Consider the following 23495-nt stretch of genomic DNA (forward strand, 5'->3'; position numbering starts at 1 on the left):
ACAGGGTAGGAGCCGGCCTTGCCGGCGAACAGGCCCTCAAGGTTGTACAGAAACCTGTGCCATCTGCGAACTGCCCAGCAACCGCCGCATCCGCCACTCGAACGCCACCGTCAGCCCGATTGCCGCACACGCCAACCCCAGCGCCAGCCCCCACCACACGCCTACCGCGCCGCCGCCCATGGGAAACGCGAACACCCACGCCGCCGGTGCGCCGATCAGCCAGTACCCGGCCAACCCCACCAGGAACGTGGTCTTGGCGTCCTTGAGCCCGCGAATAGAGCCCATCGCGATGGTCTGAATACCGTCGAACAGCTCGAACCACGCCGCCACCATCAACAGGCTCACCGCCACCCGGATCACATCGGCGAAGGCCGGGTCCTGGCGGTCCAGAAACAGCCCCACCAGCGCCTCGGGCATCAGCCAGAACAGCAGCGAGAAACCGAGCATCATCGCCGCGCCAAAACCGATGCCCACGCGCCCGGCCTGACGCGCCGCCAGCAGGCGGTCGGCGCCGTAATGCAGGCCCACACGCATGGTCACCGCGTATGACAGGCCCGCCGGGATCATGAACGCGGTCGACACGATCTGCAGGGCGATCTGGTGCGCGCCCAGGTCGGTGGTGCCCATGGTGCCGATGCACAGCGCTGCGAAGGCAAACAGCCCGACCTCCACGGTGTAGGTGCCACCAATCGGCAGGCCCAGGCGCCACAGCTCGCGCAACGCCGGCAGGTGCGGGCGGCTCAGGCCCTGGCGTATCGGGAAGTCCGCGTAGGCCGGATGGCGGCGGATGTACAGCGCCAGTGCGATGGCCATGGCATTGGCCACCAGCGCGGTCACCAGGCCGATGCCCATCAGGCCCAGCTTCGGCAGGCCGAACATGCCTTCGATCAAGGCGTAGTTGAGCAGGAAATTGACCACGGTGCCGACCAGGCTGATCACCATCACCGGCGTCGAACGCCCCAGTGCACTGGTGAACCCGCGCAACGCCATGAAGCTCAGGTAGCCGGGCAGGGCCAGCGGCAGCACCAGCAGGAACTGGCTGGCAAAAGCCACGTTGCCCGGTGTCTGGCCCAGCATCAGCAGCACCGGCGACAGGTTCCACAGTACCAGCGCGGCGACGATGGCCATGCCCCAGGCCAGCCATAGCCCGGCCTGGGTCAGGCGCGTGGCACCGGGGTTGTCGCCCGCACCCTGGCGAATCGCGACCAAGGTACCGACGGCGGCAATCACTCCCAGGCAGAAGATCGACACGAAGGAATAGCTGGCCGCGCCCAGCCCGCCACCAGCCAGGGCCTCGGGGCTGATTTTGGCCATCATCAGGGTGTCGGTGAGCAGCATCAGCATGTGCGCCAACTGCGAGGCGATCAGCGGCCCGGCCAGCCGTAGCAATGCCTTGAGTTCGGTAACGGGCGCAGCCTGCATGATGCAGCTCCTGAAAAGGGAAGGGTAAGCCGTGGATTCTCGGCCTTTGCGGGCCATTGCACAAAAGGATAAAAACGATCATTGGCATGATTAAAACTCATGTGAGTATGATCCGTGCCAACCCGTATTTCATTGCTGGAGCACGCCCGCATGTCACGCCGTTTACCGCCTCTCTACGCCTTGCGGGCGTTCGAGGCCGCTGCCAGGCACAGTTCGTTCACCCGTGCCGCCGATGAGTTATCGATAACCCAGAGTGCGGTCAGCCGGCACATCCGCACGCTGGAGGAGCACTTCGCCTGCCGGCTGTTTCTGCGCAATGGCCGCACCCTGCAGTTGAGCGAGGCGGCGCGCCTGCTGTTGCCCGGTGTGCGCGAGGGTTTCGCCGCACTTGAGCGTGCCTGCAACACCCTGCACAGCGAAGATGGGGTGATCCGCATGAAGGCCCCTTCGACCCTGACCATGCGCTGGCTGCTGGCGCGCCTGAGCCGTTTTCGCCACTTGCAGCCGGGCAACGAGGTGCAGCTCACCAGTGCCTGGATGGACGTCGACCATGTGGATTTCAACCATGAACCCTTCGATTGCGCAGTGCTGTTGGGCGACGGGCATTTTCCGCCGGACTGGGAAGTCAGCCCGCTGTTCCCTGAACTGCTGATACCGGTGGGTGCGCCCGCGCTGCTTGATCAGACGCCCTGGGACGTGGAGCAGTTGAAGGCCTGCGAACTGCTGCATCCCACGCCCGACAAGCGCGACTGGCGCAGCTGGCTGGCGCAGATGGGGCTGACCGAACAGGTCTCGCTCAAGGGCGGCCAGGTGTTCGATACCCTCGAGCTGGGCATGATCGCTGCCGCGCGAGGGTATGGTGTGTCGATGGGGGACTTGCTGATGGTGGCCGAGGATGTCGCCCAGCGGCGCCTGAGCCTGCCCTGGCCGACGGCGGTGGCCAGCGGCCTGAATTACTACCTGGTGTGGCCACGCACGCGTCCCGGTGGCGAGCGTCTGCGCCGGCTCAGCGACTTCCTGCAGGGCGAGGCCCGTGCGATGGACCTGCCCAAGGTGCAGATACTGGGGGCAAATGAGCCCAACATCGGCGATTGAACGTTTGCGCAGAATATCCCTGTGATGCACTCAAGTAATCGATGACGCCGCCGAATCAGTGGGGTCGAGAGCCGCAACCAGAATGGCTCCACTTCCCCATGCCGACGGTGCAGCGTGATCAGGATGATCCGGCCCCCATTGCCAGGAGCTTCCATGTCCCAACCCCGTGCCCGAATTGCCTCGCAACTCGGTATTGCCCTGGCCGCCGTGCTGGCGGTCGTCATTACCGGCAGTACGCTGTTTGCCCTGCGCTCGCTCGACAGCGCCAACCTGATCACCCGCCAGGAACACCTGGCCAGCGAGGCACGGCTGCTCGCCGACCAGCTCGACACGTTCCACAGCACCTTGCGCGAGAGTACCCAGCGCCTCAGTGGCCTGTTCGAAAAACGCTTTGCCGGCGGGCTGCGGCTTGCCTCCGACCAGTCACTCAGCGTGGCCGGAGTGGCCACGCCGGCGCTGTACCTGGCGGACCATGCGCTGAACAACGATTTTCGCGAGGTTGACGACTTTCGCCAGATGACGGCGGGTGTTGCCACCGTGTTCGTGCGCAGCGGTGAGGACTTCATTCGTATCAGCACATCGCTGACCAAGCAGGACGGCAGCCGCGCCATCGGCACTCAGCTCGATCACCAGCACCCGGCCTACGCGCGGCTGATGGCCGGGCAGCCCTACGTGGGGCGTGCCGTGCTGTTCGAGCGCTCGTACATGACCCAGTACACACCGGTGCGTGACGTGTCGGGTCGGGTCATCGCGGTCCTGTTCGTCGGCTTCGACTATACCGACGCGCAGAACGCCCAGTTCGACAACCTCCGGCGCTTCCGTATCGGCCAGACGGGTTCGCTGGCGCTGCTGGACGAACAGCAACACTGGTTGGTGGCGCCGGCAGGTGTCAGCGACACGGCACTGGCTGCCCACCAACTGGGCGGGTTTGCCGCGCATGCAGGGGAAGGGCGCTTCTGGAACGATGGGGTCGAAACCCTCTATAGCGTGGCCATGCCCTTTGCCGACGGCCCGTGGACAGTACTGGCAAGCATGCCCAGGGCCGAGATTCGTGCCGTGACCTGGAGCGTGGGCGCAAGGTTGGCCATTGGCAGCCTGCTGGCCATGATGCTGGCGGTGGGCGCCACCCTGTGGCTGCTGCGCCGCAAGCTGCGGCCGCTGGCCGACCTGGTGCGTCAGGCCCAGGCCCTGGGCGCGGGCGACCTGAGTGCCCGCCTGGCGGTGGCCAGCCACGACGAAATCGGCCAACTGGCGCGCAGTTTCAATCAGATGAGCGAAGCGCTGGCGAGCACTGTGCTGCACATTCGTGATGCCTCGCAGCAGGTCAGCCAGCGTGCTCAGGCGCTGGCGGGGCTGTCGTCGGGTGCTTGCGAGGGCATGGAGCAGCAGTCGGGCGAAATCACCAGCATGGCCGGTGCAGTCGAGGAGTTCAGCGCCACCTCCCTGAACATCGCTGACAACATGGGCAGCACCGAACGCATGGCCCAGGACAACGCGCAGCAGACGCGCATTGGCCGTGCATCGATGGACGAAGCGTCCACCTCGTTGCAGCAGATCGCGCAGGCGCTGGGCAGCACCGCGACAGTGATCGATACCCTTGGGGTGCGCTCGAAGGAGATTGGCGGCATTGTCGGCACCATCACCTCGATTGCCGAGCGGACCAACCTGCTGGCGCTGAACGCGGCCATCGAGGCGGCACGGGCGGGCGAGCAGGGGCGCGGGTTCGCCGTGGTGGCGGACGAGGTGCGCAACCTGGCGGCGCGCACCCGCGAAGCCACCGACGAGATCTCCGGCATGATCGCCAGCATTCAGCAGGAGACCGGCAACGCCATCAGCACCATGGAGCAGGGCAACCGCTTGATGGAGGACGGCTTGCAACGCAATGCCAAGGTCGCCGAGGCCTTGGCGCGCATCGACGAGCAGAGCCGGGCGGCGGGGCAGCAGTTTGCCGCGATCACCACCGCGACTCAGGAGCAGAGCAGCACGGCGACGTTGCTGAGCAGCAACTTGCAGAGTATTGCGCTGGCCAACAGCGAGCAGCGCGAGGTGGCAGCCAACCTGGCGGCTACGGCGCGGGAGCTGGAGGGCTTGGCGGGGCAGCTGCGGGCAGAAGTGGGGCGGTTTGAGGTGGGGCATTGAGGGCCCCTTCGCCGGCAAGGCCGGCTCCTGCAGTGTAGGAGCCGACCTTGCCGGCGAAGCTGTTAAATCAGCCCAGGCAGGTTCAACGCCTGCGCACACGCTGCCAGCGAGCGCCGCTCGCTCTCGGCATACAGCGCCAGCTCATCCTGCACCGACTTGCCCAGAGCCTGCTCGAACGCGTCGCGGTTGGCATTGCTGCCGTACTCGCTCTGCGCGCCTTCGCCCAGGTTGGACTGGAAGATCCCCGCCGCACTCACCGGCAGGAAGTCCTCGTAGACCAGGGCTTCGAAGTGCACATGCCCGGCTTCGATCAACGCGTTCAGCGAGGTCGGCCGCTGCGCTTGGTCGCGGGCACTCAGGCCGGCTTCGGTCGGGAAGTAGCGGAAGTACGCCAGCCCCTGCTCGCGCATCTGCGCCAGGTCGTCCGGGAAGGCTTCGAAACGCTTGCCCAGCAGGCTCATGTAGCGCTCGGCATTGGCCTCGGCCGGCACGCCGCCCAGGTCGGCCCGCGCTGCGTCCAGCAACTGGTCGTACAGCACGCGACCCTTGGGGGTCAGCGCCGCGCCGCGTTGCTCGATCTCGCCGAAGCGTGCGGTATGGCTGCCCCCTTCGCTGCCCTGCTGGTCGGTGAATGCCACGCGCTCCTGCAAGGCCTTGAAGCTGGTCTGACGCAACAGGATCGGGCAACAACGCGGTGGCGGGCCCTCGATCACGGCCTTGGGCGGAATGCCCTTGGCCGGCATGCCGACCTGGATCGCATCGATGTCCAGGGTGCGCGGCGTCAGGTGGTTGATGTGCGGGCCCTTGAAGGCCACCACATCGGCGATCAGGCGGTGCTGGTCGTGCAGTTGCTGGTACTGCTCGGCCGTGACCGTCGCGTCGTGGTGCCAGCGGAAGGTGTGCAGTGCTTCATTGACGAACGCCTCGGCGTCGGCGGCATTCAGGCCTGCGTCGGCTTCGAACTGGGCAATCAGCTGCAAGGCACGCGGGGTGAAGATCTGCCGCTTGGCCAGGATCGATGCGGCCAGCTCGCGCAGGGCCGGGTTGTCGATCAGCTCCAGGCGCAGCAGCGAGGTGAACACGCGGAACGGGCTGATGTGCAGCGACTGCTCGTGCACCGCGCGAAACGCGGTGGAGTGCACCGGTACGCCGGCCGAGCTGAGGTCGTAGTAGCCCACCGGGTACATGCCCATCACCGCGAACAGGCGGCCGATGGTCGCCAGTTCCTGGGCGGTGCCGACGCGGATGGCGCCGTGGCGTTCCTGGTCCAGGCGTTCGATCTCGCCGGTCCAGCGTAGCGCCTCGGCCACCTTGGGCTGCTGGGTCATCACCTGTTGATTGATCTCGCTCACCAGTTCCAGCAGGGTGCCGTAGAGCGGCACCTCCTGCTTGTACATGAGCGACATGGCCGCGGAAAACTGCGCGCGAATGCTGTCCGGGCTGACGAAATCTTGAGCGGGCATCGAAAGCTTCCTGGTGGTAAAAGTCACCCTTACATGAAAGCGAGGAATGCAGGCCGGGCACAAGCGAAAAAAATTCGAGGGATCATTCCTGTAATTCAGGACCTCGGCGCGGTCGCCTGTTCACGGATCCATTCCACCAGGCTGCGCACCTTGGGTACCTCGGCGGCATGCTCGGCGAACGCCACAAAGTACGCGCCGCTGCTGCGCATCGCGTAGGGCCACGGTATCACCAGCTTGCCCTCGGCCAGTTCCTGCTCCACCAGATAGCGCGGCACCAGCGCCACGCCGCAGCCCGATAACGCGGCGCCCACGCACATATAGAAGGTATCGAAGCGCGGGCCGTGGTAGCTGTTGGCCGAGTGCAGGCCCTGTTCCAGAAACCACTCGTGCCAGGCCTCCGGGCGCGAGGTGCTTTGCAGCAACACGCGCTCGGCCAGCTCGCCGGCCTCGGTCAGGGTATGCCCCTGCAGCAGTTCCGGGGCGCACACCGGCACAACCTCGTCGCCGAACAGCTCGATGCACGTGGCCCCTGGCCAGGTGCCCTGGCCATAGAAGAACACCACGTCGGCGGTGTTCTGCAGCAGGGCGAAAGGCTCCATCTCGTTGCAGATATCCAGGTGTATATTCGGGTAGCGCTTGCCGAAGCCCTTCAGGTGCGGGATCAGCCAGCGCACGCCGAAGCTCGGCTGGGTGGCCACCTTGAGCACTTCGGTCTGCTGACCGTAGGACAGGATGTAGCGGCTGGACATGTCGACCTGGGTGAGGATCTTGTTCACCTCGGCCAGGTACAGCGCGCCCGCCGGGGTCAGCTGCAGGCGTCGGCGGATCCGCAGGAACAGATGATGGCGCAGCATGTCTTCGAGCTGCGCCACCTGCTTGCTCACCGCGCTCTGGGTCAGGTGCAGCTCTTGCGCAGCGCGGGTGAAGCTCAGGTGTCGGGCGGCCGCCTCGAAGCATTGCAGGGCGGCCATCGACGGCACCAGACGTTTGGACATAGCGGTATCACTCACCCGTCGAATCATTACCTGGCGGAATGATGTGCAGAATAAAGGTCGTTTGTAGCGCCAGAGTGATCGGATTAATACTGATCCCATCACCAATTACAACCACTCACCGCCTTGCAGGAGAAGAATAATGGTTGATGGATTGCTCGACCGCCTGGGTGTACCGGCCTCTGCCTACACCCATGGCAACCATCCCGTTCACACCCCGATCGACGGCAGCGCGATTGCCTCGGTGCACCTGGAGTCCAAGGCTCAGGTACTGGGTAAGATCGAACAGGCCGAACAGGCCTTCCTGGCCTGGCGCAACGTGCCGGCGCCGCGTCGCGGTGAGCTGATCCGCCTGTTTGGTGAAGTGCTGCGTGAGCACAAGGCGCAACTGGGCGAACTGGTATCCATCGAAGCCGGCAAGATCACCCAGGAAGGCCTGGGCGAAGTGCAGGAAATGATCGACATCTGCGACTTCGCCGTCGGCCTGTCGCGCCAGCTGTATGGCCTGACCATCGCCTCCGAGCGCCCGGGCCACCACATGCGTGAAACCTGGCACCCGCTGGGTGTGGTTGGCGTGATCAGCGCCTTCAACTTTCCGGTGGCCGTGTGGGCGTGGAACACCACCCTGGCGCTGGTATGCGGCAACGCCGTGATCTGGAAGCCATCGGAAAAGACCCCGCTGACCGCACTGGCCTGCCAGGCGCTGTTCGAAAAAGCCCTGAAAGCCTTTGGCGAAGCGCCGCAAGGCCTGGCGCAGCTGATCATCGGCGACCGCGACGCCGGCCAGGCACTGGTCGACGACCCGCGCGTACCGCTGGTTAGCGCCACCGGCAGCACCCGCATGGGGCGCGAAGTCGGCCCACGCGTGGCGGCACGCTTCGGTCGCAGCATCCTCGAGCTGGGTGGCAACAACGCAATGATTCTGGCCCCGAGCGCCGACCTGGACCTGGCCGTGCGCGGCATTCTGTTCAGCGCCGTGGGTACCGCCGGGCAGCGCTGCACCACCCTGCGTCGCCTGATCGTGCACCGCTCCATCAAGGACGAAGTGGTGGCCCGCGTCAAAGCCGCCTACGCCAAGGTACGTATCGGCGACCCGCGCCAGGACAACCTGGTCGGCCCGCTGATCGACAAGGGTTCGTTCACCGCCATGCAGGACTCCCTGGCCCGTGCCCGTGATGAAGGCGGCAGCGTGTTCGGTGGCGAGCGCCAGTTGCAGCAGCAGTACCCGGATGCCTACTACGTGAGCCCGGCGATCGTCGAGATGCCTGGTCAGAGCGACGTGGTGCGCCATGAAACCTTCGCGCCGATTCTCTACGTGCTGGCCTATGACGAGTTCGACGAAGCGCTGCGCCTGAACAACGAAGTGCCACAGGGCCTGAGCTCGTGCATCTTCACCACCGACCTGCGTGAGGCCGAGCGCTTCCAGAGCGCGGCGGGCAGCGACTGCGGCATCGCCAACGTCAACATCGGCACCAGCGGTGCCGAGATCGGTGGCGCGTTCGGTGGCGAGAAAGAGACCGGCGGTGGCCGTGAGTCGGGTTCCGATTCGTGGAAGGCCTACATGCGTCGTCAGACCAACACCGTGAACTACTCGCGCGAGCTGCCGCTGGCGCAGGGCATCGTGTTCGACTGATAACCGCGTCGGCCCCTTCGCCGGCAAGGCCGGCTCCTACCGCAACCGTGTAGGGGCCGGCCTTGCCGGTGAAGGGTACTTCCCGTTCCAAGGCCAACCAACGGAGGCGGCCATGACCGACCTGCGTCAAGAATGTCTGTGGGAGTTCGTCACTCCGCCTGCGGCGCCTGCCGCTGCACTGACGGCACAGATCAAGGCCGATGTGTGCGTGATCGGCGGGGGTATCACCGGTCTGTGCACGGCCATCAACCTGCTCGAGCAGGGCAAGTCCGTCGCGCTGCTCGAAGCCCGTGTCATCGGCCATGGTGGCTCGGGGCGCAACGTCGGGCTGGTCAATGCCGGCACCTGGATCCGCCCCGACGATGTCGAGGCCACCCTGGGCCAGCAACAGGGCAGCCGCCTGAACAAGGTACTGGGTGAAGCCCCGGCCGAGGTGTTCGCCATGATCGAACGCCTGGGCATCGACTGCCAGGCACGCAACGAAGGCACCCTGCACATGGCGCACAACGCCAACGGCGTAGCCGACCTGCAATCGCGTCACCAGCAATGGAGCCGACGCGGTGCCGATGTCGAGCTGCTGACCGGTGCGCAGTGCCAGGAATACTGCGGTACCGACAAGATTTCCGCCGCGTTGCTCGACCGCCGCGCCGGCACCATCAACCCCATGGGCTACACCCGTGGCCTGGCCGCTGCGGTACGCCGTCTGGGTGGGCAGGTGTTCGAACAGTCCGCTGTCACCGGGCTCACCCGCGAAGGCAGCGCCTGGCTGGTGAAGACTGCCCATGGCGCGGTCAGCGCCGACAAGGTGGTGATCTCCACCGGTGCCTACACCGAGGGCGACTGGACCGCGTTGCAGAAGCAGTACTTTCGCGGCTACTACTACCAGGTGGCTTCCAAGCCCCTGCAGGGCGCTGCGGCCGACAACGTGCTCAAGCACGGCCAGGGCTCGTGGGACACGCGCACGGTGCTCAGCAGCATCCGTCGCGACGACCAGGGCCGCCTGCTGCTGGGCAGCATGGGCCGGGTCGACAACAAGCCGGCGTGGTTCGTGCGCAGCTGGGCCGACCGCATCCAGGGGCACTACTTCCCGCAACTGGGCAAGGTCGACTGGGAAATGCACTGGACCGGCTGTATCGACTTCACCCCGGACCACCTGATGCGCCTGTTCGAACCGGCCCCGGGCATCGTTGCGGTCACCGGTTACAACGGCCGTGGCAACACCACCGGTACTGTGATCGGCAAGGCCTTCGCACAGTACCTGCTGCAGGACGATCCGGATGCACTGCCGATCCCGTTCGCCCCGATGAAACCGGTATCGGCCCCGTTGCTGCGCACCGGCTTCTACGAAACCGGCTTTTCGCTGTACCACGCCGGGCAGTGCCTGCGCGTGCTGCTGTAACCCCCGCTCCAGTGCGCGGCCATCGACAGGGATGCCCTGGTCGATGGCCTTCGGCATTGCCCGCATGCCGTCCACCTGCCCGCATTTTCAACGCCCCGTACCGCTCGCGCCCGGTCGAGAATCATTAACACCCGCGATTTTTTCAATTGGACTGGATCCAATCGGTAGTGTCGTTTAGCCTTCGCCGCCATCATGAGCGCCTTTGCGCTGAACGCGCTCGCTAAAACGGACTTGAAGGGTGCCACTTGCACAACATTCCCCATATTCGCCTCCACCTGCGTGACCTGGTTCGTACCGAGTCCTTCGCCGAGCTGAACAGCTATTTCGATACCCTGCAGGCCGAGTGGAGCAGCGCTGAGCCTGGTACCCACCATTATCTGGACACCGCCCGCACCGGCACGCTGTTCGACTTCAGTGTGACCCCGGCGCCGGAGATCGCACGCTTTCTGCAGGCGTGGGTCGCCGCCTGCCCGGATGCCTTCCATCCGCGCCTGTTCCTGGGCAACTACTGCTATGGCCGCGCCGGCAATATCCGCGGCAACGGCTGGGCCAACAGCGTGACCGACGACTGCTGGCTGGGCGCGGCGCTGGCCTGTGAACTGTCGGCGGTGCACCTGCTGGCGGCGCTCGAACGTTCGCCGCAGCCGGTGGCTGCAGGCGTCACCCTGATGGAGCTGTGCGCGCACTTCCATGAGCCGGCGTGGCTGAACGCGCTGTTCGGTGGCGAGCCTGCCAAGGGCATGGCCAGCGACAACCAGGACCCCGAACTGCTGGAGATGGCGGTCGAACACCTGGCCCACTACGGCCTGACGCCCTTGCAACAGGCCCCCACGGCGCTGCCGGCCGGCCTGCCGCAACGCCAGGCGCACGAGATGGACCAGGGTCAGGATTACTGGCTGCACCGCGTGATGGAGTGGCGCCCGGACTGCCTGGAAGCGCTGCTCAACTATGCCAACTACCTGTTGCCGCGCTGGGGCGGCAGCTACGAAGACATCGAAGGCTTTGCCAGCGGGCCGCTGTGCGCCGCGCTGAGCGAGGCGCAGCGCAATGCGATCCGCTGGCTGGCGTTCTACGACATCCACGAGGATTACCCCGCCAAGGAGGAATTCAACGCTGCACGCGAGTACCTCGAGCACTTCGAGGCCTGGCTGCAGCGCGACCTGCTGCCAGCCTACCGCGGTTATGCGCTGGGTTACTTCGGCCAGTTCTGCAGCTATTCGCTGGACAACCAGCCACGTGCGATGGCGATGCAGGTCGCGAGCGTGCAGGCCTTCCCCGAAGGCGAATACTTCCGCCATGTCGAGGGGCCGTTCCACAGCTTCGTCTACCTCACCATGGTGGCCAACATGGCCGACGAAACCGGTGCCTTCAAGGTGGCGGTCGAGCGCATGTGCGCGATGAACGAGTTGGGCGTGCCGGTGGCGATCAAGGCTGTCGGTCACCAGTTCGGCCTGTGGGGTTTCGACAAGGACCCGCAGTGTGTGCCGGCCTTGCTGGACCGCGCGCGGGTGCTGGGCGAACACGACCTGGGGGACTCGGGCCTGGACATCGTCAGCCTGCCGTCATTCCTGTGGGACGGTGGGCGCCACGACGAGGGTTACTTCCTGGCGGTGCAATGGGGCGAGCGTGGCCTGCCGGGCGCGGCCTATTTCCTGCACGAGGTACACACCGGTGCCCGTGAAGAGGCCCCGCAACGCTATGTGGACGAGGGCGAAAGCCTGCGCTGGCTGGAGCGCGGTGCCCAGGACGGCTGCCCGCAGAGCATGTTCAACCTGGCCTGGAAAAAGCTTTTCGACGACGAGCTGGACATGCGTGTGCGTGCCAACCTCGACGAGGTGCTGCGCCTGTTCGAAGGCGCCCGCCAATCGTCGCGGGCAGAACAGCGCGCGCGCATCCGCATCGGCATCCTGCTGCGCGACTTCGGCACTGCCGAAGAGCAGGAAACCGGCGTGAAGTACCTGCGTTCGCTGGTCGACTGTGACGATGACTGGGTCTCGGCGCGTACCAGTGCCGAGATCGCACTGGCCTACCTGCGCGGGCAGGGCGTTCAGCAAAGCCGCTTCGCTGCCATCGAGTGGGCGCAGCATGCCGTGACCCAGTTGCCCGACAACGAAGGCATCCAAGAAGTCCAGTACGAGGTGCTCAACTCCCACAGCCTGCTCAAGAGTGTCACCAGCGTGTTCGGTGCGTTCCTGGGGCGTGGCAAGGTCGGCGCCGACGACCTGCCGCCCAAGCCGGCGCAGTAACGCCCATGGCCGCACTGCAACGGTTGCGACTTCGTGCCTGGCTGCTGCTGGGCAACGGCTTTCTGCTGGTGGGCGGGCTGGCCCTGTGCGCGCTGCCGCTGGCGATGTGCATGTGGCTGCCCGGTGCTGCGGGGCTGCTGGCCGGGTTCGTGACCCTGCCAGCGGGCATGTTCGGCTACAGCATGCTCAAGCTGCCCTTTGCGACGCGTGCCGATTCCAGCGAGGACGGCATCGCCCTGCAGGCAGTGGACGCGCCGCAGCTGTTCGAGGAAATCGAGCGGTTGCGCCTGGCACTCGGCGCGCCTGCGCTGGATGCGGTGTACCTGAACGACGACTTCAACGCCAGTATCCGCCAGCACCACGTACTGTTTCGCAGGACGCGCAACGTGATGTGGCTGGGCCTGCCCTTGCTCGACACGCTGTCGCCGCGGGCCTGTGCGGCGATCCTGGCGCATGAGTGCGCGCACATCGCCCAGCGTCATGGCCGCTATGCCAGCCGCGTGTATTTCGCACGGCTGCAATGGCAGGCGGCGAGCGAGCGGCTGGAGCGCCATCGCTCGTTGTCGAGCGCGCCGCTGCGTCTGTTCGTGGGCTGGTACGTGCCGCGTTTTCTGGCCGTGAGCATGGATTTTGCGCGGCGCTGCGAGTACCAGGCCGACGCCGAGGCGGCGCGGGTAGGCGGGGTCGAGGCGATGCGCGAGGCGCTGGTCGGCCTGGCCTTGCAGGGGCGGGCACTGGAGCAGGCGTTCTGGCCGAAGGTGTTTCTTGACGGCAGCGCCACGCCATTGACCGACCTGGCCCGCAGCGGTGCGCCGAGCCTGCCGCAGGACATTGCCGAGGCCCGCAGCTGGCTGCATGGCGCACTGTGCAACGAGACCGACGACAGCGATACCCACCCGGCGCTGGCCGACCGCCTGGCGGCGCTGGGGGGGGCACCCGATCAGCCCGATGCGGCACTGGTGTGGCAGCGCAGCCAGCCCAGCGCGGCGCAGGCCTGGCTGGGTGAGCAGCACCTGCCATTGGCGCAGCGCCTGGACGAACAGCAGGCCGATGACAATGCCCGGCATTGCCAGCGCGCCCGTGACGAGCGCGAGGCATTGGTGGCCGAGCAGCACGACCTGCAGCGCAAACGGCGTATCCGTGCGCTGTCGGGCCACGAGATTGCCCGGCTGGCCTGGCTGTACCGCACCCTTGGCGAGGCGGGCGATGAGGCGCAGCGTTTGCTGGAAGACGCACTGCAGCAGGCGCCGGACGCGGCGGTGCGCTATCAGCTGGCCGAGTGTCATGCCCAGGCCGGGCACCCGGACGCCGCAGCAGCACTGTGGCGGCAGGTGGCCGAGCAGCGCGGGCCGTTGCAGCTGTACAGCCTGCGCAAGCTCAGCGTGCTGGCCCTGCGCAGCGATGACCGCGGCGCGGCCGAGCACTATCGACGCGAGGCCGATGCCCTGCAGCGTGCCGATAGCGACGATGACGGTGAAGACGGCGAGTGGGTGCCCCACGACCTGGTGCCCGTGGAGCGCAACAAGCTGATCGAGACGCTCACGCCGCTGCTGAAACTGGCGACCGGCGTGTGGCTGCTGCGCGAGACCGGCACACGGCGCTACATTTTGCTGGTACTGGCGCGGGACTCGCTGACTTTCCGCCTGGTCAGCCGCCTGACCGGCGAAGACAGCTACCTGCGCCGGGATTGCCAGCAGATGCTCAACCGCCTGCTGCCGCGCATTCGCCTGGACCTGGTGCCCGTGGTGATGTCGGCCGGGGATGCGCGGCTGGTGTTCTGCTCGCAGGCGTCGCAGCTGCGCTTGAGCGCGTTGCTGTAGCGCTCAGTCTGCATCCGACTCGAACAGCCGCGCCAACTCCGCCCGTGCTTCCTTGGCGTTCTGCATGACCTTGGCGCGGTCATTGCGCACCAGGCCCTGGGTTTCCAGCACCTGCTCGTCATGTTCGGTGAAGCGCTGGATACGGTCTGCTGCCTGCGCTTCGGAAAGCCCCAGCCCCACCAGGGCGCGACGGGTCATTTCCAGGCTTGAGTAGAACGTCTCGCGGATCGGCACCGCGCCCACATCGGTCAGCTTGTGCACATGCTGGCGGTTACGCGCACGGGCGAGCACCTTGAGGTGCGGGTACAGGCGCTTGACCCGTTCAGCGGTGCGGGTCGTTACTTCGGGGTCATCGGTGGTGATCACGAAGTACTCGGCCTCGCCCACCTTGGCGGCATGCAGCACTTCTGCTCGCAGCGGGTCGCCGTAGAATACCGGTGCCTGCTCGAAGGTGCGGGTCAGCTCGATGGCGTCCACCGAGGTGTCCAGGGCAACGAAGGGAATCTTCTGGGCACGCAATATGCGCGAGACGATCTGGCCCATGCGCCCCATGCCGACGATTACCACGCGCGGCGCGTCGGTCTGGATCTGCCGGTACTGCTCGGGCACTTCACGGGGTGCCTGGCGGTGCTTGAGCAGGCGCGTGCAGGCCAGCAGCAACAGAGGCGTGACGGCCATCGACAGGGTGATGGTCATCAGCAGCAGGTCATAGGTGTAGGTGTCGAACAGGCCCTGATCCTTGCCCAGCTTGAATACCACGAAGGCAAATTCGCCGCCTGCCGCCAGTACCACCCCCAGGCGCAACGCATTGCCCGCGTTCAGCCCCCCGATGCGGCCGACCAGCATCAACAGTGGCAACTTGACTGCCACCAGCAACAGGGTCAGGCCCAACAGCAGGCCCGGGCTCTGCAGCAGCATGCCCAGGTTGGCCCCCATGCCCACGCTGATGAAGAACAGCCCGAGCAGCAGGCCCTTGAAGGGCTCGATCTGCGATTCGAGCTCATGGCGGTACTCGGAGTCAGCCAGCAGCAGGCCGGCGAGGAAGGCGCCCAGTGCCATGGAGATGCCGGCTTCTTCCATCAGCCAGGCGGTACCGATCACCACCAGCAGCGCGGTGGCGGTGGAGACTTCCGGCAGCCCGGTACGGGCGACGATGCGAAACACCGGGCGCAGCAGATAGCGGCCGCCGACGATTACCACCGCGATGCTGGCGAACACCTTCAGGCCATGTGCCAGGCTGTCGCCGTGGCTGGTGTCCGGGCCGCTGGCGGCCAACAGGGGCACCAGGGCGATCAGCGGAATGGCCGCGATATCCTGGAACAGCAGCACGGCGAAGGCCAGGCGTCCATGGGGGGCGTTGAGCTGCTTGCTTTCGGCCAGGCTCTGCAGGCCAAGGGCGGTGGACGATAACGCCAGGCCCAGGCCGACGAACACGGCGGCGGGCATCGGCTGGCCGAAGCCGAACAGGGCAATGGCGCCGATCACGGCGCCCGTCAGCAGCACCTGCGCCAGCCCCACGCCGAACACCGATTTGCGCATCAGCCACAGGCGGCGCGGCGAAAGCTCCAGGCCGATGATGAACAGCAACAGCACCACACCCAGCTCGGAAATGTGCGCGACGCTTTCGGTGTCGCGGATCAGCCCCAGGACCTGGGGGCCGATGGCGACGCCTGCGAGCAGGTAGCCGATCACGGCGCCCAGTTGCAAACGCTTGGCCAGGGGCACCGCAATGACCGCGGCAAGCAGGAAGATGACGGCTGTTTGCAAAAGGCTGCCTTCGTGTGGCATCGCTCGGCTCCAGGGGGCTGCTACGGCGGCAGCGTTGAACAGTGAGGGCGCATGATGAGGCTGCGCCCGGCATTGCACAAACCGATGGGCGTCAAGGCACCTAAGGCCCGGGGCGGTACTGCAGGGCCTCGGCCAGGTGCACACGCGCAATGTGTGCGGCCTTTTCCAGATCGGCCAGCGTACGCGCCACCTTGAGCAGGCGGTGCGCGGCCCGTAGCGACAAGGTTAGTCGTTCGCACGCGGTTTCCAGCCATTGCTGATCGTCAGCGGACAGCGCGCAGTGCTGGCGCAGGCCGGGCAGCTCGAGAAAGGCGTTGGCACAGCCCTGGCGCTGTTGTTGTCGTTCGCGTGCGGCAGCCACCTGCCCTGCGATGTGGGCACTGGCGGGGCCGTTGTCGGTGCAGTGCGAGAGCGCCGTGGCTTCACGGGCGACGGTCAGGTGCAGGTCGATGCGATCAAGCAACGGGCCGGAGAGCTTGTTGCGGTAGCGCTGGATCTGGTCGCTGCTGCATCGGCAGCGACCGGTGGGGTCGCCATGGTAGCCGCAGGGGCAGGGGTTCATCGCCGCCACCAATTGGAAGCGGGCCGGGAAGCGGATCTTGTCCTTGGCCCGGGCGATCACGATTTCGCCCGATTCCAGGGGCTCGCGCAGCACTTCCAGCACGCGCCGCTCGAACTCCGGCAACTCATCCAGAAACAGCACGCCATGGTGGGCCAGGGTGATCTCGCCGGGTTGCGGGCGGCTGCCACCGCCGACCAGTGCGGCCCCCGACGCCGAGTGATGCGGGTGGCGAAACGGACGCTGCGGCCAGCTGTTGAGCGGCAGCGGGCTGGCGACCGACTGGATGGCCGCCACCTCCAGCGCTTCGCGCTCGTTCAGCGGTGGCAGCAGGCCGGGCAGGCGGCTGGCGAGCAGAGTCTTGCCGGTGCCGGGTGGCCCGCTGAACAGCAGGTTGTGGGCCCCGGCCGCCGCGACCAGCAGGGCACGCTTGGCGGCAAGCTGGCCCTGCACCTCGTTGAGGTCGGGGTAGGGCTGGCTGTGTAGGACCAGGCCGTTGGCCTTGTAGGGTTCGAGGGGCTGCTGGCCGTTGAGGTGCGCGACCAGTTCCAGCAGGTGGTCTACGGCGTACACCACCAGGCCCGAAGCCAGGCAGGCCTCCTCGGCATTCTCCCGTGGCACCACCAGGGCGCGCCCGGCTTCGCGGGCGGCAAGGGCGGCAGGCAGCACGCCCTGCACGCAGCGCACCGCCCCCGACAGCGCCAGCTCGCCCAGGCATTCCACTGCGTGCAGCGAGGCGATCGGCATCTGCCCGTTGGCGGCCAGGATGCCCAGGGCTATGGCCAGGTCGAAGCGTCCGCCATCCTTGGGCAGGTCGGCGGGGGCGAGGTTGAGGGTGATGCGCCGCGCGGGGAACTCCAGGCCGGAGTTGAGGATGGCGCTGCGCACACGGTCCTTGCTTTCCTTTACCGTGGCTTCGGGCAGGCCGACCAGGGTCAGGTTGGGCAGGCCGTTGGCCAGGTGCGCTTCGATGGTGACCGCAGGGGCCAGTACGCCCACCTGGGCGCGGCTGTGGACAAGGGCGAGGGACATGCACACTCCATGATCGGGACAATGCCGCGTCCTGCGGCTGGGGCAAGGATAGTGGTGCGCGCGCAGGGTGCGCGGGGGAGAGTGAGTCGAGGTTTTGCAGCGGTTGACGGGGCCAGGAGCGCTGGTCAAGATCACGGCGCCCCGGTGCAGCCTTCGGGCCGCGACGGCGTGCGTGCCAATGGCTTCTATCGCCGCTTGGGGGTGGGAGGTGGTGGCGCAGTTGGAGGAGGGGGATGTGCGGTATGAGAAGGTGAGGCAGGCCCCTGCATGACCCTGCAGGCGCCGGCCCCGCCGACGAAGGCTGCGCTGCGCTCTACTCGGCAGCCGCCGGGTTCAGCCGCGCTTCCATCTCTTCGACCTTGGCCTCCAGCGCCTCCAGGCGTGCGCGGGTGCGGGCCAGCACTACCATCTGGCTGTCGAACTCCTCACGGCTGACCAGTTCCAGCTTGCTGAAACCACTTTGCAGCAGCGCCTTGAACTGGCTTTCCAGTTCGCTGCGCGGCTGCGCGGTGTCACCGCTGAACAGGCGCGAGGCCTGGTCGCTCAGGGCATCGAGAAAGGCTTTGGGCGCGAGCATGTTGGTCCGTCCGGTAAATGCAAAGAGGCGGCCAGTGTAACACGCACCCCACGCCCGCTCGCCCCGCACGCTTTTCGCGCATTCCCCCGATCGGTAGCGCACCATTTTTGTGCGTGTTTGCCCTGCTGGCGACTGGCCAATTCCAAGCAAGGCACGCAAGCCGTTGTAATTGGTGGCTTTGGCAGACATGGCAAGGTTTCTGCTTAGAGCCAAGTGACTCATGCACTGGTGTCGGGCCTTGGGATTGAGGCCGACGAAGCGTTACAAAGCCAGGCACTGCGCTTAGACTTGAGACGGGTTTGTTTTCCTGGGGCAAGTCCACCAATTCGGGAGAGAGTTTCATGAAGCTAGTCACTGCCATCATCAAGCCATTCAAGTTGGACGACGTGCGCGAGTCGCTGTCCGAAATCGGCGTGCAGGGCATTACCGTCACGGAAGTCAAAGGCTTCGGACGGCAGAAAGGCCACACCGAGCTGTATCGCGGTGCTGAATACGTAGTCGATTTCCTGCCCAAGGTGAAGATCGATGTCGCCATCGACGACAAGGACCTGGACCGGGTCATCGAGGCGATCACCAAGGCGGCCAACACCGGCAAGATCGGTGACGGCAAGATTTTCGTGGTCAATCTGGAACAGGCCATCCGCATCCGTACCGGTGAAACCGATACCGACGCGATCTAAGTAACGCCGCCCCAAACCCCAACGCCCCAGGAGATAACAATATGACTCTGCGTCAGTTCGCAGGGCTAGGAGCCCTTTTGTCCCTCGTAATGCCTGGCATGGCCATGGCAGAGGAGGCAGCCGCCCCCGTGCTCAACTCCGGCGACACCGCCTGGATGTTGACCGCCACCGCGCTGGTGCTGTTCATGACCATCCCGGGCCTGGCGTTGTTCTACGGCGGCATGGTGCGTTCCAAGAACGTGCTTTCGGTGATGATGCAGTGTTTCGCCATCACCGGCCTGATCAGCATTCTGTGGATGGTCTACGGCTACAGCCTGGCGTTCGATACCACGGGTATGGAAGAGGGCGTGGTCAACTTCAATTCCTTCGTCGGCGGGTTCTCCAAGGCCTTCCTGGCCGGCGTCACCCCCGCGAGCCTGACCTCGTTGTTCCCCGAGGCGGTGTTCATCACCTTCCAGATGACCTTCGCCATCATCACTCCGGCCCTGATCGTCGGTGCCTTTGCCGAGCGCATGAAGTTCTCGGCCATGCTGATCTTCATGGCCGTGTGGTTCACCCTGGTCTACGCACCGATCGCGCACATGGTCTGGTCCGGTGCCGGCGGCCTGATGTGGGACTGGGGCGTACTGGACTTTGCCGGTGGCACCGTGGTGCATATCAATGCGGGTATCGCAGGCCTGGTGGCGTGCCTGGTGCTGGGCAAGCGCAAGGGTTTCCCGACCACCCCGATGGCCCCGCACAACCTGGGCTACACCCTGATGGGCGCGGCCATGCTGTGGATCGGCTGGTTCGGCTTCAACGCCGGCTCCGCAGCCGCTGCCAACGGCACCGCCGGCATGGCCATGCTGGTGACCCAGATCGCCACGGCCGCCGCTGCGCTGGGCTGGATGTTCGCCGAGTGGATCACCCACGGCAAACCCAGCGCCCTGGGCATCGCCTCCGGTGTGGTGGCGGGCCTGGTGGCGATCACCCCGGCTGCGGGCACCGTAGGCCCGATGGGCGCGCTGGTGATCGGCCTGGTATCGGGTGTGGTGTGCTTCTTCTGCGCCACCAGCCTCAAGCGCAAGATGGGCTATGACGACTCCCTGGACGCCTTCGGCGTGCATGGCATCGGCGGCATCGTCGGCGCGATTCTCACCGGCGTGTTCGCGGCCCCTGCACTGGGCGGCTTCGGTACCGTCGAAGATATCGGCGCACAGGTCTGGGTGCAGGCCAAGGGCGTGGGCTTCACGGTGATCTACACCGCCATCGTCACCTACGTGATTCTGAAGGTGCTGGACCTGGTGATGGGCCTGCGGGTCAACGAAGAGGAAGAAGCGGTCGGCCTCGACCTCGCGCAGCACAACGAGCGTGGCTACAACCTGTAACATGCTCGAAAAAACATGCCCGGCTTGCCGGGCATTTTTTTGCCTGGATTTTGTCCATCCAAGGGCACGCAAACGGTTTCCACGGGGGCATTTGCAGGCGCTTGACGCTGTAATGGCCATCAAGCATAAAACTTACAGCGAACAAGGATATTTAGGCACTTTGCTTTTTCACACATCACGCTAGAATGCGCGCCGTAGGGTGCGGATGACCTGTCCGCGCACTTCGATACCCTTTGCTAGGCTTGGCATTGAACAGGCCGCTCACGGCGGGGTCAGCTGGTGAAGCAATGCCGGCAGCTCTTTCTTTTTGTCGGGCCCTGCACGGGCCCGCACGGTGCTCGCCAGGCGGTAGGGCGGGCGCCGCTGGCCGCGGGCTACCCGTGGCCCTGGATTTTTCCGGCAGTGGCCGCACCTGGCGCTGTTGGTCTATAACTTATCTGCTTTTCGCAAGTCATGAGGTAGAACATGAGCGACGATGATCTGGAAAACGACGACCTCGAAGTGGGCGACGAAGACGATACCGATGAAGGCCTGGAAGCGGCTGCCGACGACGTTGCCGATGACAGCGGTGACGACAGCCCCGCACCGGTAGCCAAGGGCAAGTCCAAGGCTGCGGTCTCGGTCGACGAAATGCCCAGCATGGAAGCCAAGCAGAAGGAGCGCGACGCGCTCGCCAAGGCGATGGAAGAGTTCCTGTCGCGTGGCGGCAAGGTGCAGGAAGTGGAGGCCAACGTGGTCGCCGATCCGCCCAAGAAGCCAGACAACAAGTACGGTAGCCGTCCTATCTGAGGGGTGCCGTCGAACAGAAGAGCCCGCCGTCGCTGCGGGCTTTTTTGTGGGTGGCGTTATCGGTTGCCGCTGCTGACGCTATGGCGGGGCAGGCGCGCTCCTACAACGATCACCGCAACCCTTGTGGGAGCGGGCTTGACCCGCGATGGGGCCAGCGGGGCTAACGCCAACTGAGCAACAGCTCAGGCAGCTGCGACAGGCGCTGGATCTCGGCATCCGGCTGCCCCTTGGCCGTCCACGCCTTGCCCTGCGGGTTGAACCATATCGCGCGCAGGCCGGCCTGCTGGGCTCCGGCGATGTCGTCGCCCGGGTGGTCGCCGATATGCACGGCATTGCCGGCCTCGGCCTGGCCCTGGCGCAATGCTTCGAGAAACGGCTGCGGGTCGGGCTTGCCGATGCCCAGGTCCTCGGCGCACAGGGCGAACCTGAAATAGTCGGCCAGCCCCAGGCGCCTCACGTCGGCATTGCCATTGGTAACCACGCCCAGGGTGTAGCGATGGCGCAGCACCTCCAGCACTGGCTGCACCTCGGGGAAGATATCCACCTGGTGGCGCGCATGCAGGAACACTTCAAAGCCCTCGTTGGCCAGGGCGTGGGCCCTGGCTTCGCTGTAGCCGACGTCGCTCATGGCATGGAACAGCACCTTGCGCCGCAAGGCGCTGATGCGATGCCGCAGGCCCGGCTCGGCCTGCACCAGGCGCTCGCGAATGGCATACAGGTGCTCCACCGGCACCGCGCCCAGGTCGGGTGCATTCGCCGCCAGCCAGTCGCGCAGCACGGCCTCGGCACTGACAATGACCGGGGCGGTGTCCCACAGGGTGTCGTCCAGGTCGAAGGTGATCAGCTGAATGCTCATGAGTCACTGTCCTTGCTGCGTTTGGCCCTTGGGTGGGCGCTGTCATAGACGCTCGCCAGGTGCTGGAAGTCCAGGTGAGTGTAGATCTGCGTGGTGGCGATGTCGGCATGCCCGAGCATTTCCTGCACCGCACGCAGGTCCTGGGACGATTCGAGCAGGTGGCTGGCGAAGGAGTGGCGCAGCATGTGCGGGTGCAGGTTCTGCCCCAGCTCGCGGCTGCCCGCCGCCTGGACCCGCAGCTGGATCGCCCGCGGGCCCAGGCGCCGGCCTTGCTGGCTGACGAACACCGCGTTGTCCTGCGGGGCGCTGATGCCGCGCAGCGCCAGCCACTTTTCCAGTGCCTCTCGGGCTTTGCGGCCTACCGGCAGCACGCGGGTCTTGCTGCCCTTGCCATGCACCTGCACCAGGCCGGCTGGCAGGTCGAGCTGATCGAGATCGAGGCTGGTCAGCTCCGACAGGCGCAGGCCCGAGGAGTAGAACAGCTCGAGCATGGCCTGGTCGCGGCGGGCGAGAAAGTCGTCGTCCACAGCGCCTTCGAGCAATTGCAGCGCGCGGTCGGTATCGAGGGTCTTTGGCAGCCGGCGCTCGCCCTTGGGCGCGGCCAGGCCGTTGGCCGGGTCGTGGTCGCACAGGCCTTCGCGGTTCAGGTAGCGGTACAGGCCGCGCACCGCCGAAAGCATGCGCGCCAGGCTGCGCGACGACTGCCCGGCATGGTGCTGGCGCGCCACGAACTGGCGCAGGTGCTGGATCTGCAGGGCGCTCCAGCTGGCGATGCCGGTTTTCCCGCAGTAGGCCAGCACGTTGGCCAGGTCACGCCGGTAGGCCAGCTGGGTATGCTCCGACACCTGGCGCTCGTTGCGCAGGTGCGCGATGAACGCGTCCAGCTGGCGCTCCATCAGCGTACCGGGCGCAGGGTCTGGGTAAAGCGCGGTAGCACGCGGCCGAGCACTTCGGCGATGTAGCTCAGGAACAGGGTGCCGACGCTGCTCTTGTAGTGCTGCGGGTCGTGGCTGGCGATGGCGAGCACGCCATGCAGGCCCTGATAGTCGAGCGCGGCGACGGCACTGGAGCCGACTTCGGGGCGCTGGGCCTCGCCGAACAGGAAGTCCAGCTCGTGGTCGCGCAGGGTGCCGCTGACCGTCTTGCCCGCGCACAGCAGGCCGCCGATGGCCTGTTGCGCTTCGGTCGGGTTGACCCAGCGGCCCACGGGGGCCACGGTATCGCCGAACAGGATCAGGCTCACGAACGGCACCTTGAACTCCTGGCGCAGGCTGTCCTCGACGGCCATCACCACGGCCTCGAGGCTGTCGGCGTCGAGCAGGTCGAGGATCAGCCGGCGGGTCTTCTCGAACAGCCGGTCGTTGTCGCGGGCCACGTCCATCAGGTGCGAGAGGCGGTGGCGCATCTCGATGTTGCGGTCGCGCAGCAGCTTGAGCTGGCGCTCCACCAGCGACACGCTGTCGCCGCGCTGGTGAGGGACCTGCAGCTCCAGCAGCAGGTCGTCATGCTCGGCGAAGAACGCCGGGTTGGCACGCAGGTAAGCCACCACGTCCTGGGCCCCGACGCTGGGCGTCGAGCCCTGGGCGTCGGAGGCGTCGGGCTCTGCGGTGGGCGTGTGGGGCTGGTCGGTCATGGCTG

Annotated in this window: 18 protein-coding genes; 9 read left to right on the forward strand and 9 right to left on the reverse strand. The window is 66.1% G+C overall.

Annotated features, from left to right (window positions below):
- Window positions 1-36 precede the first annotated feature (36 nt).
- Entirely contained in the window at window positions 37-1422 is a 1386-nt protein-coding gene (locus tag DN388_RS17210; RefSeq protein ID WP_058541723.1) for a NorM family multidrug efflux MATE transporter, read from the reverse strand.
- Between the two features lie 150 nt (window positions 1423-1572).
- On the opposite strand from DN388_RS17210, the gene DN388_RS17215 reads away from it, so the two are divergent.
- Both DN388_RS17215 and DN388_RS17220 read left to right on the forward strand, forming a co-directional pair.
- Entirely contained in the window at window positions 1573-2517 is a 945-nt protein-coding gene (locus DN388_RS17215) for a LysR substrate-binding domain-containing protein (protein ID WP_043863339.1), read from the forward strand.
- A gap of 153 nt (window positions 2518-2670) precedes the next feature.
- On the forward strand, window positions 2671-4656 hold the full coding sequence (locus DN388_RS17220; RefSeq protein ID WP_255001346.1) for a methyl-accepting chemotaxis protein: 1986 nt from the start codon (window positions 2671-2673) through the stop codon (window positions 4654-4656).
- A 62-nt stretch (window positions 4657-4718) separates the two neighbouring features.
- Here the strand turns inward: DN388_RS17220 and DN388_RS17225 are convergent, their stop codons facing one another.
- Together DN388_RS17225 and DN388_RS17230 are read right to left on the reverse strand one after the other, a co-directional pair.
- Window positions 4719-6119 (reverse strand): VOC family protein, encoded by a 1401-nt coding sequence (locus DN388_RS17225; RefSeq protein ID WP_255001347.1) that lies wholly within the window; start codon window positions 6117-6119, stop codon window positions 4719-4721.
- Window positions 6120-6214: 95 nt separating this feature from the next.
- On the reverse strand, window positions 6215-7114 hold the full coding sequence (locus tag DN388_RS17230) for a LysR family transcriptional regulator (RefSeq protein WP_043863342.1): 900 nt from the start codon (window positions 7112-7114) through the stop codon (window positions 6215-6217).
- 139 nt (window positions 7115-7253) lie between these two features.
- On the opposite strand from DN388_RS17230, the gene DN388_RS17235 reads away from it, so the two are divergent.
- The 4 genes from DN388_RS17235 to DN388_RS17250 all read left to right on the forward strand — a co-directional run bounded on the left by DN388_RS17235 (window position 7254) and on the right by DN388_RS17250 (window position 14209).
- The gene (locus DN388_RS17235; protein ID WP_255001349.1) at window positions 7254-8744 is read left to right on the forward strand and encodes an aldehyde dehydrogenase family protein; all 1491 of its coding nucleotides are present in this window, start codon (window positions 7254-7256) and stop codon (window positions 8742-8744) included.
- Window positions 8745-8856: 112 nt separating this feature from the next.
- Window positions 8857-10143 (forward strand): FAD-binding oxidoreductase, encoded by a 1287-nt coding sequence (locus tag DN388_RS17240; protein ID WP_255001351.1) that lies wholly within the window; start codon window positions 8857-8859, stop codon window positions 10141-10143.
- A 245-nt stretch (window positions 10144-10388) separates the two neighbouring features.
- A complete protein-coding gene (locus tag DN388_RS17245) occupies window positions 10389-12389 on the forward strand; it encodes a DUF4034 domain-containing protein (RefSeq protein ID WP_116052415.1) in 2001 nt (666 codons plus the stop codon).
- Between the two features lie 5 nt (window positions 12390-12394).
- Window positions 12395-14209, forward strand: coding sequence for a M48 family metalloprotease (locus DN388_RS17250; RefSeq protein WP_255001354.1), 1815 nt, complete (start codon window positions 12395-12397; stop codon window positions 14207-14209).
- Between the two features lie 3 nt (window positions 14210-14212).
- Here the strand turns inward: DN388_RS17250 and DN388_RS17255 are convergent, their stop codons facing one another.
- From DN388_RS17255 to DN388_RS17265, 3 genes are all read right to left on the reverse strand, one after another.
- Entirely contained in the window at window positions 14213-15997 is a 1785-nt protein-coding gene (locus tag DN388_RS17255; RefSeq protein ID WP_255001356.1) for a monovalent cation:proton antiporter-2 (CPA2) family protein, read from the reverse strand.
- A 100-nt stretch (window positions 15998-16097) separates the two neighbouring features.
- Window positions 16098-17588 carry a YifB family Mg chelatase-like AAA ATPase gene (locus DN388_RS17260; protein WP_255001358.1) on the reverse strand — a complete coding sequence of 497 codons (1491 nt, stop codon included), beginning with the start codon at window positions 17586-17588 and terminating at the stop codon, window positions 16098-16100.
- 313 nt (window positions 17589-17901) lie between these two features.
- A complete protein-coding gene (locus tag DN388_RS17265; RefSeq protein WP_043863349.1) occupies window positions 17902-18165 on the reverse strand; it encodes an accessory factor UbiK family protein in 264 nt (87 codons plus the stop codon).
- A 341-nt stretch (window positions 18166-18506) separates the two neighbouring features.
- Here DN388_RS17265 and glnK point away from each other — a divergent pair, with 341 nt between their 5' ends.
- From glnK to sutA, 3 genes are all read left to right on the forward strand, one after another.
- Window positions 18507-18845 carry a P-II family nitrogen regulator gene (glnK, locus tag DN388_RS17270; RefSeq protein WP_002555808.1) on the forward strand — a complete coding sequence of 113 codons (339 nt, stop codon included), beginning with the start codon at window positions 18507-18509 and terminating at the stop codon, window positions 18843-18845.
- 41 nt (window positions 18846-18886) lie between these two features.
- Entirely contained in the window at window positions 18887-20212 is a 1326-nt protein-coding gene (locus DN388_RS17275; RefSeq protein WP_043863350.1) for an ammonium transporter, read from the forward strand.
- Between the two features lie 465 nt (window positions 20213-20677).
- A complete protein-coding gene (sutA, locus tag DN388_RS17280) occupies window positions 20678-21001 on the forward strand; it encodes a transcriptional regulator SutA (protein ID WP_043863351.1) in 324 nt (107 codons plus the stop codon).
- 160 nt (window positions 21002-21161) lie between these two features.
- Here the strand turns inward: sutA and DN388_RS17285 are convergent, their stop codons facing one another.
- Genes DN388_RS17285 through DN388_RS17295 form a run of 3 tightly spaced genes read right to left on the reverse strand, consistent with a single transcriptional unit; the run spans window position 21162 to window position 23490 of the window.
- A complete protein-coding gene (locus DN388_RS17285) occupies window positions 21162-21857 on the reverse strand; it encodes an HAD family hydrolase (protein ID WP_123753391.1) in 696 nt (231 codons plus the stop codon).
- The gene (xerC, locus tag DN388_RS17290; RefSeq protein ID WP_054915482.1) at window positions 21854-22753 is read right to left on the reverse strand and encodes a tyrosine recombinase XerC; all 900 of its coding nucleotides are present in this window, start codon (window positions 22751-22753) and stop codon (window positions 21854-21856) included. Before xerC ends, DN388_RS17285 begins: the two co-directional genes overlap by 4 nt.
- The gene (locus DN388_RS17295) at window positions 22753-23490 is read right to left on the reverse strand and encodes a DUF484 family protein (protein ID WP_043863357.1); all 738 of its coding nucleotides are present in this window, start codon (window positions 23488-23490) and stop codon (window positions 22753-22755) included. The genes xerC and DN388_RS17295 overlap by 1 nt, the downstream gene beginning before the upstream one ends.
- Window positions 23491-23495: the final 5 nt, after the last annotated feature.

This window comes from Pseudomonas sp. S12(2018) (assembly GCF_024355235.1).
In the GTDB taxonomy this organism is placed as follows: domain Bacteria; phylum Pseudomonadota; class Gammaproteobacteria; order Pseudomonadales; family Pseudomonadaceae; genus Aquipseudomonas; species Aquipseudomonas palmensis.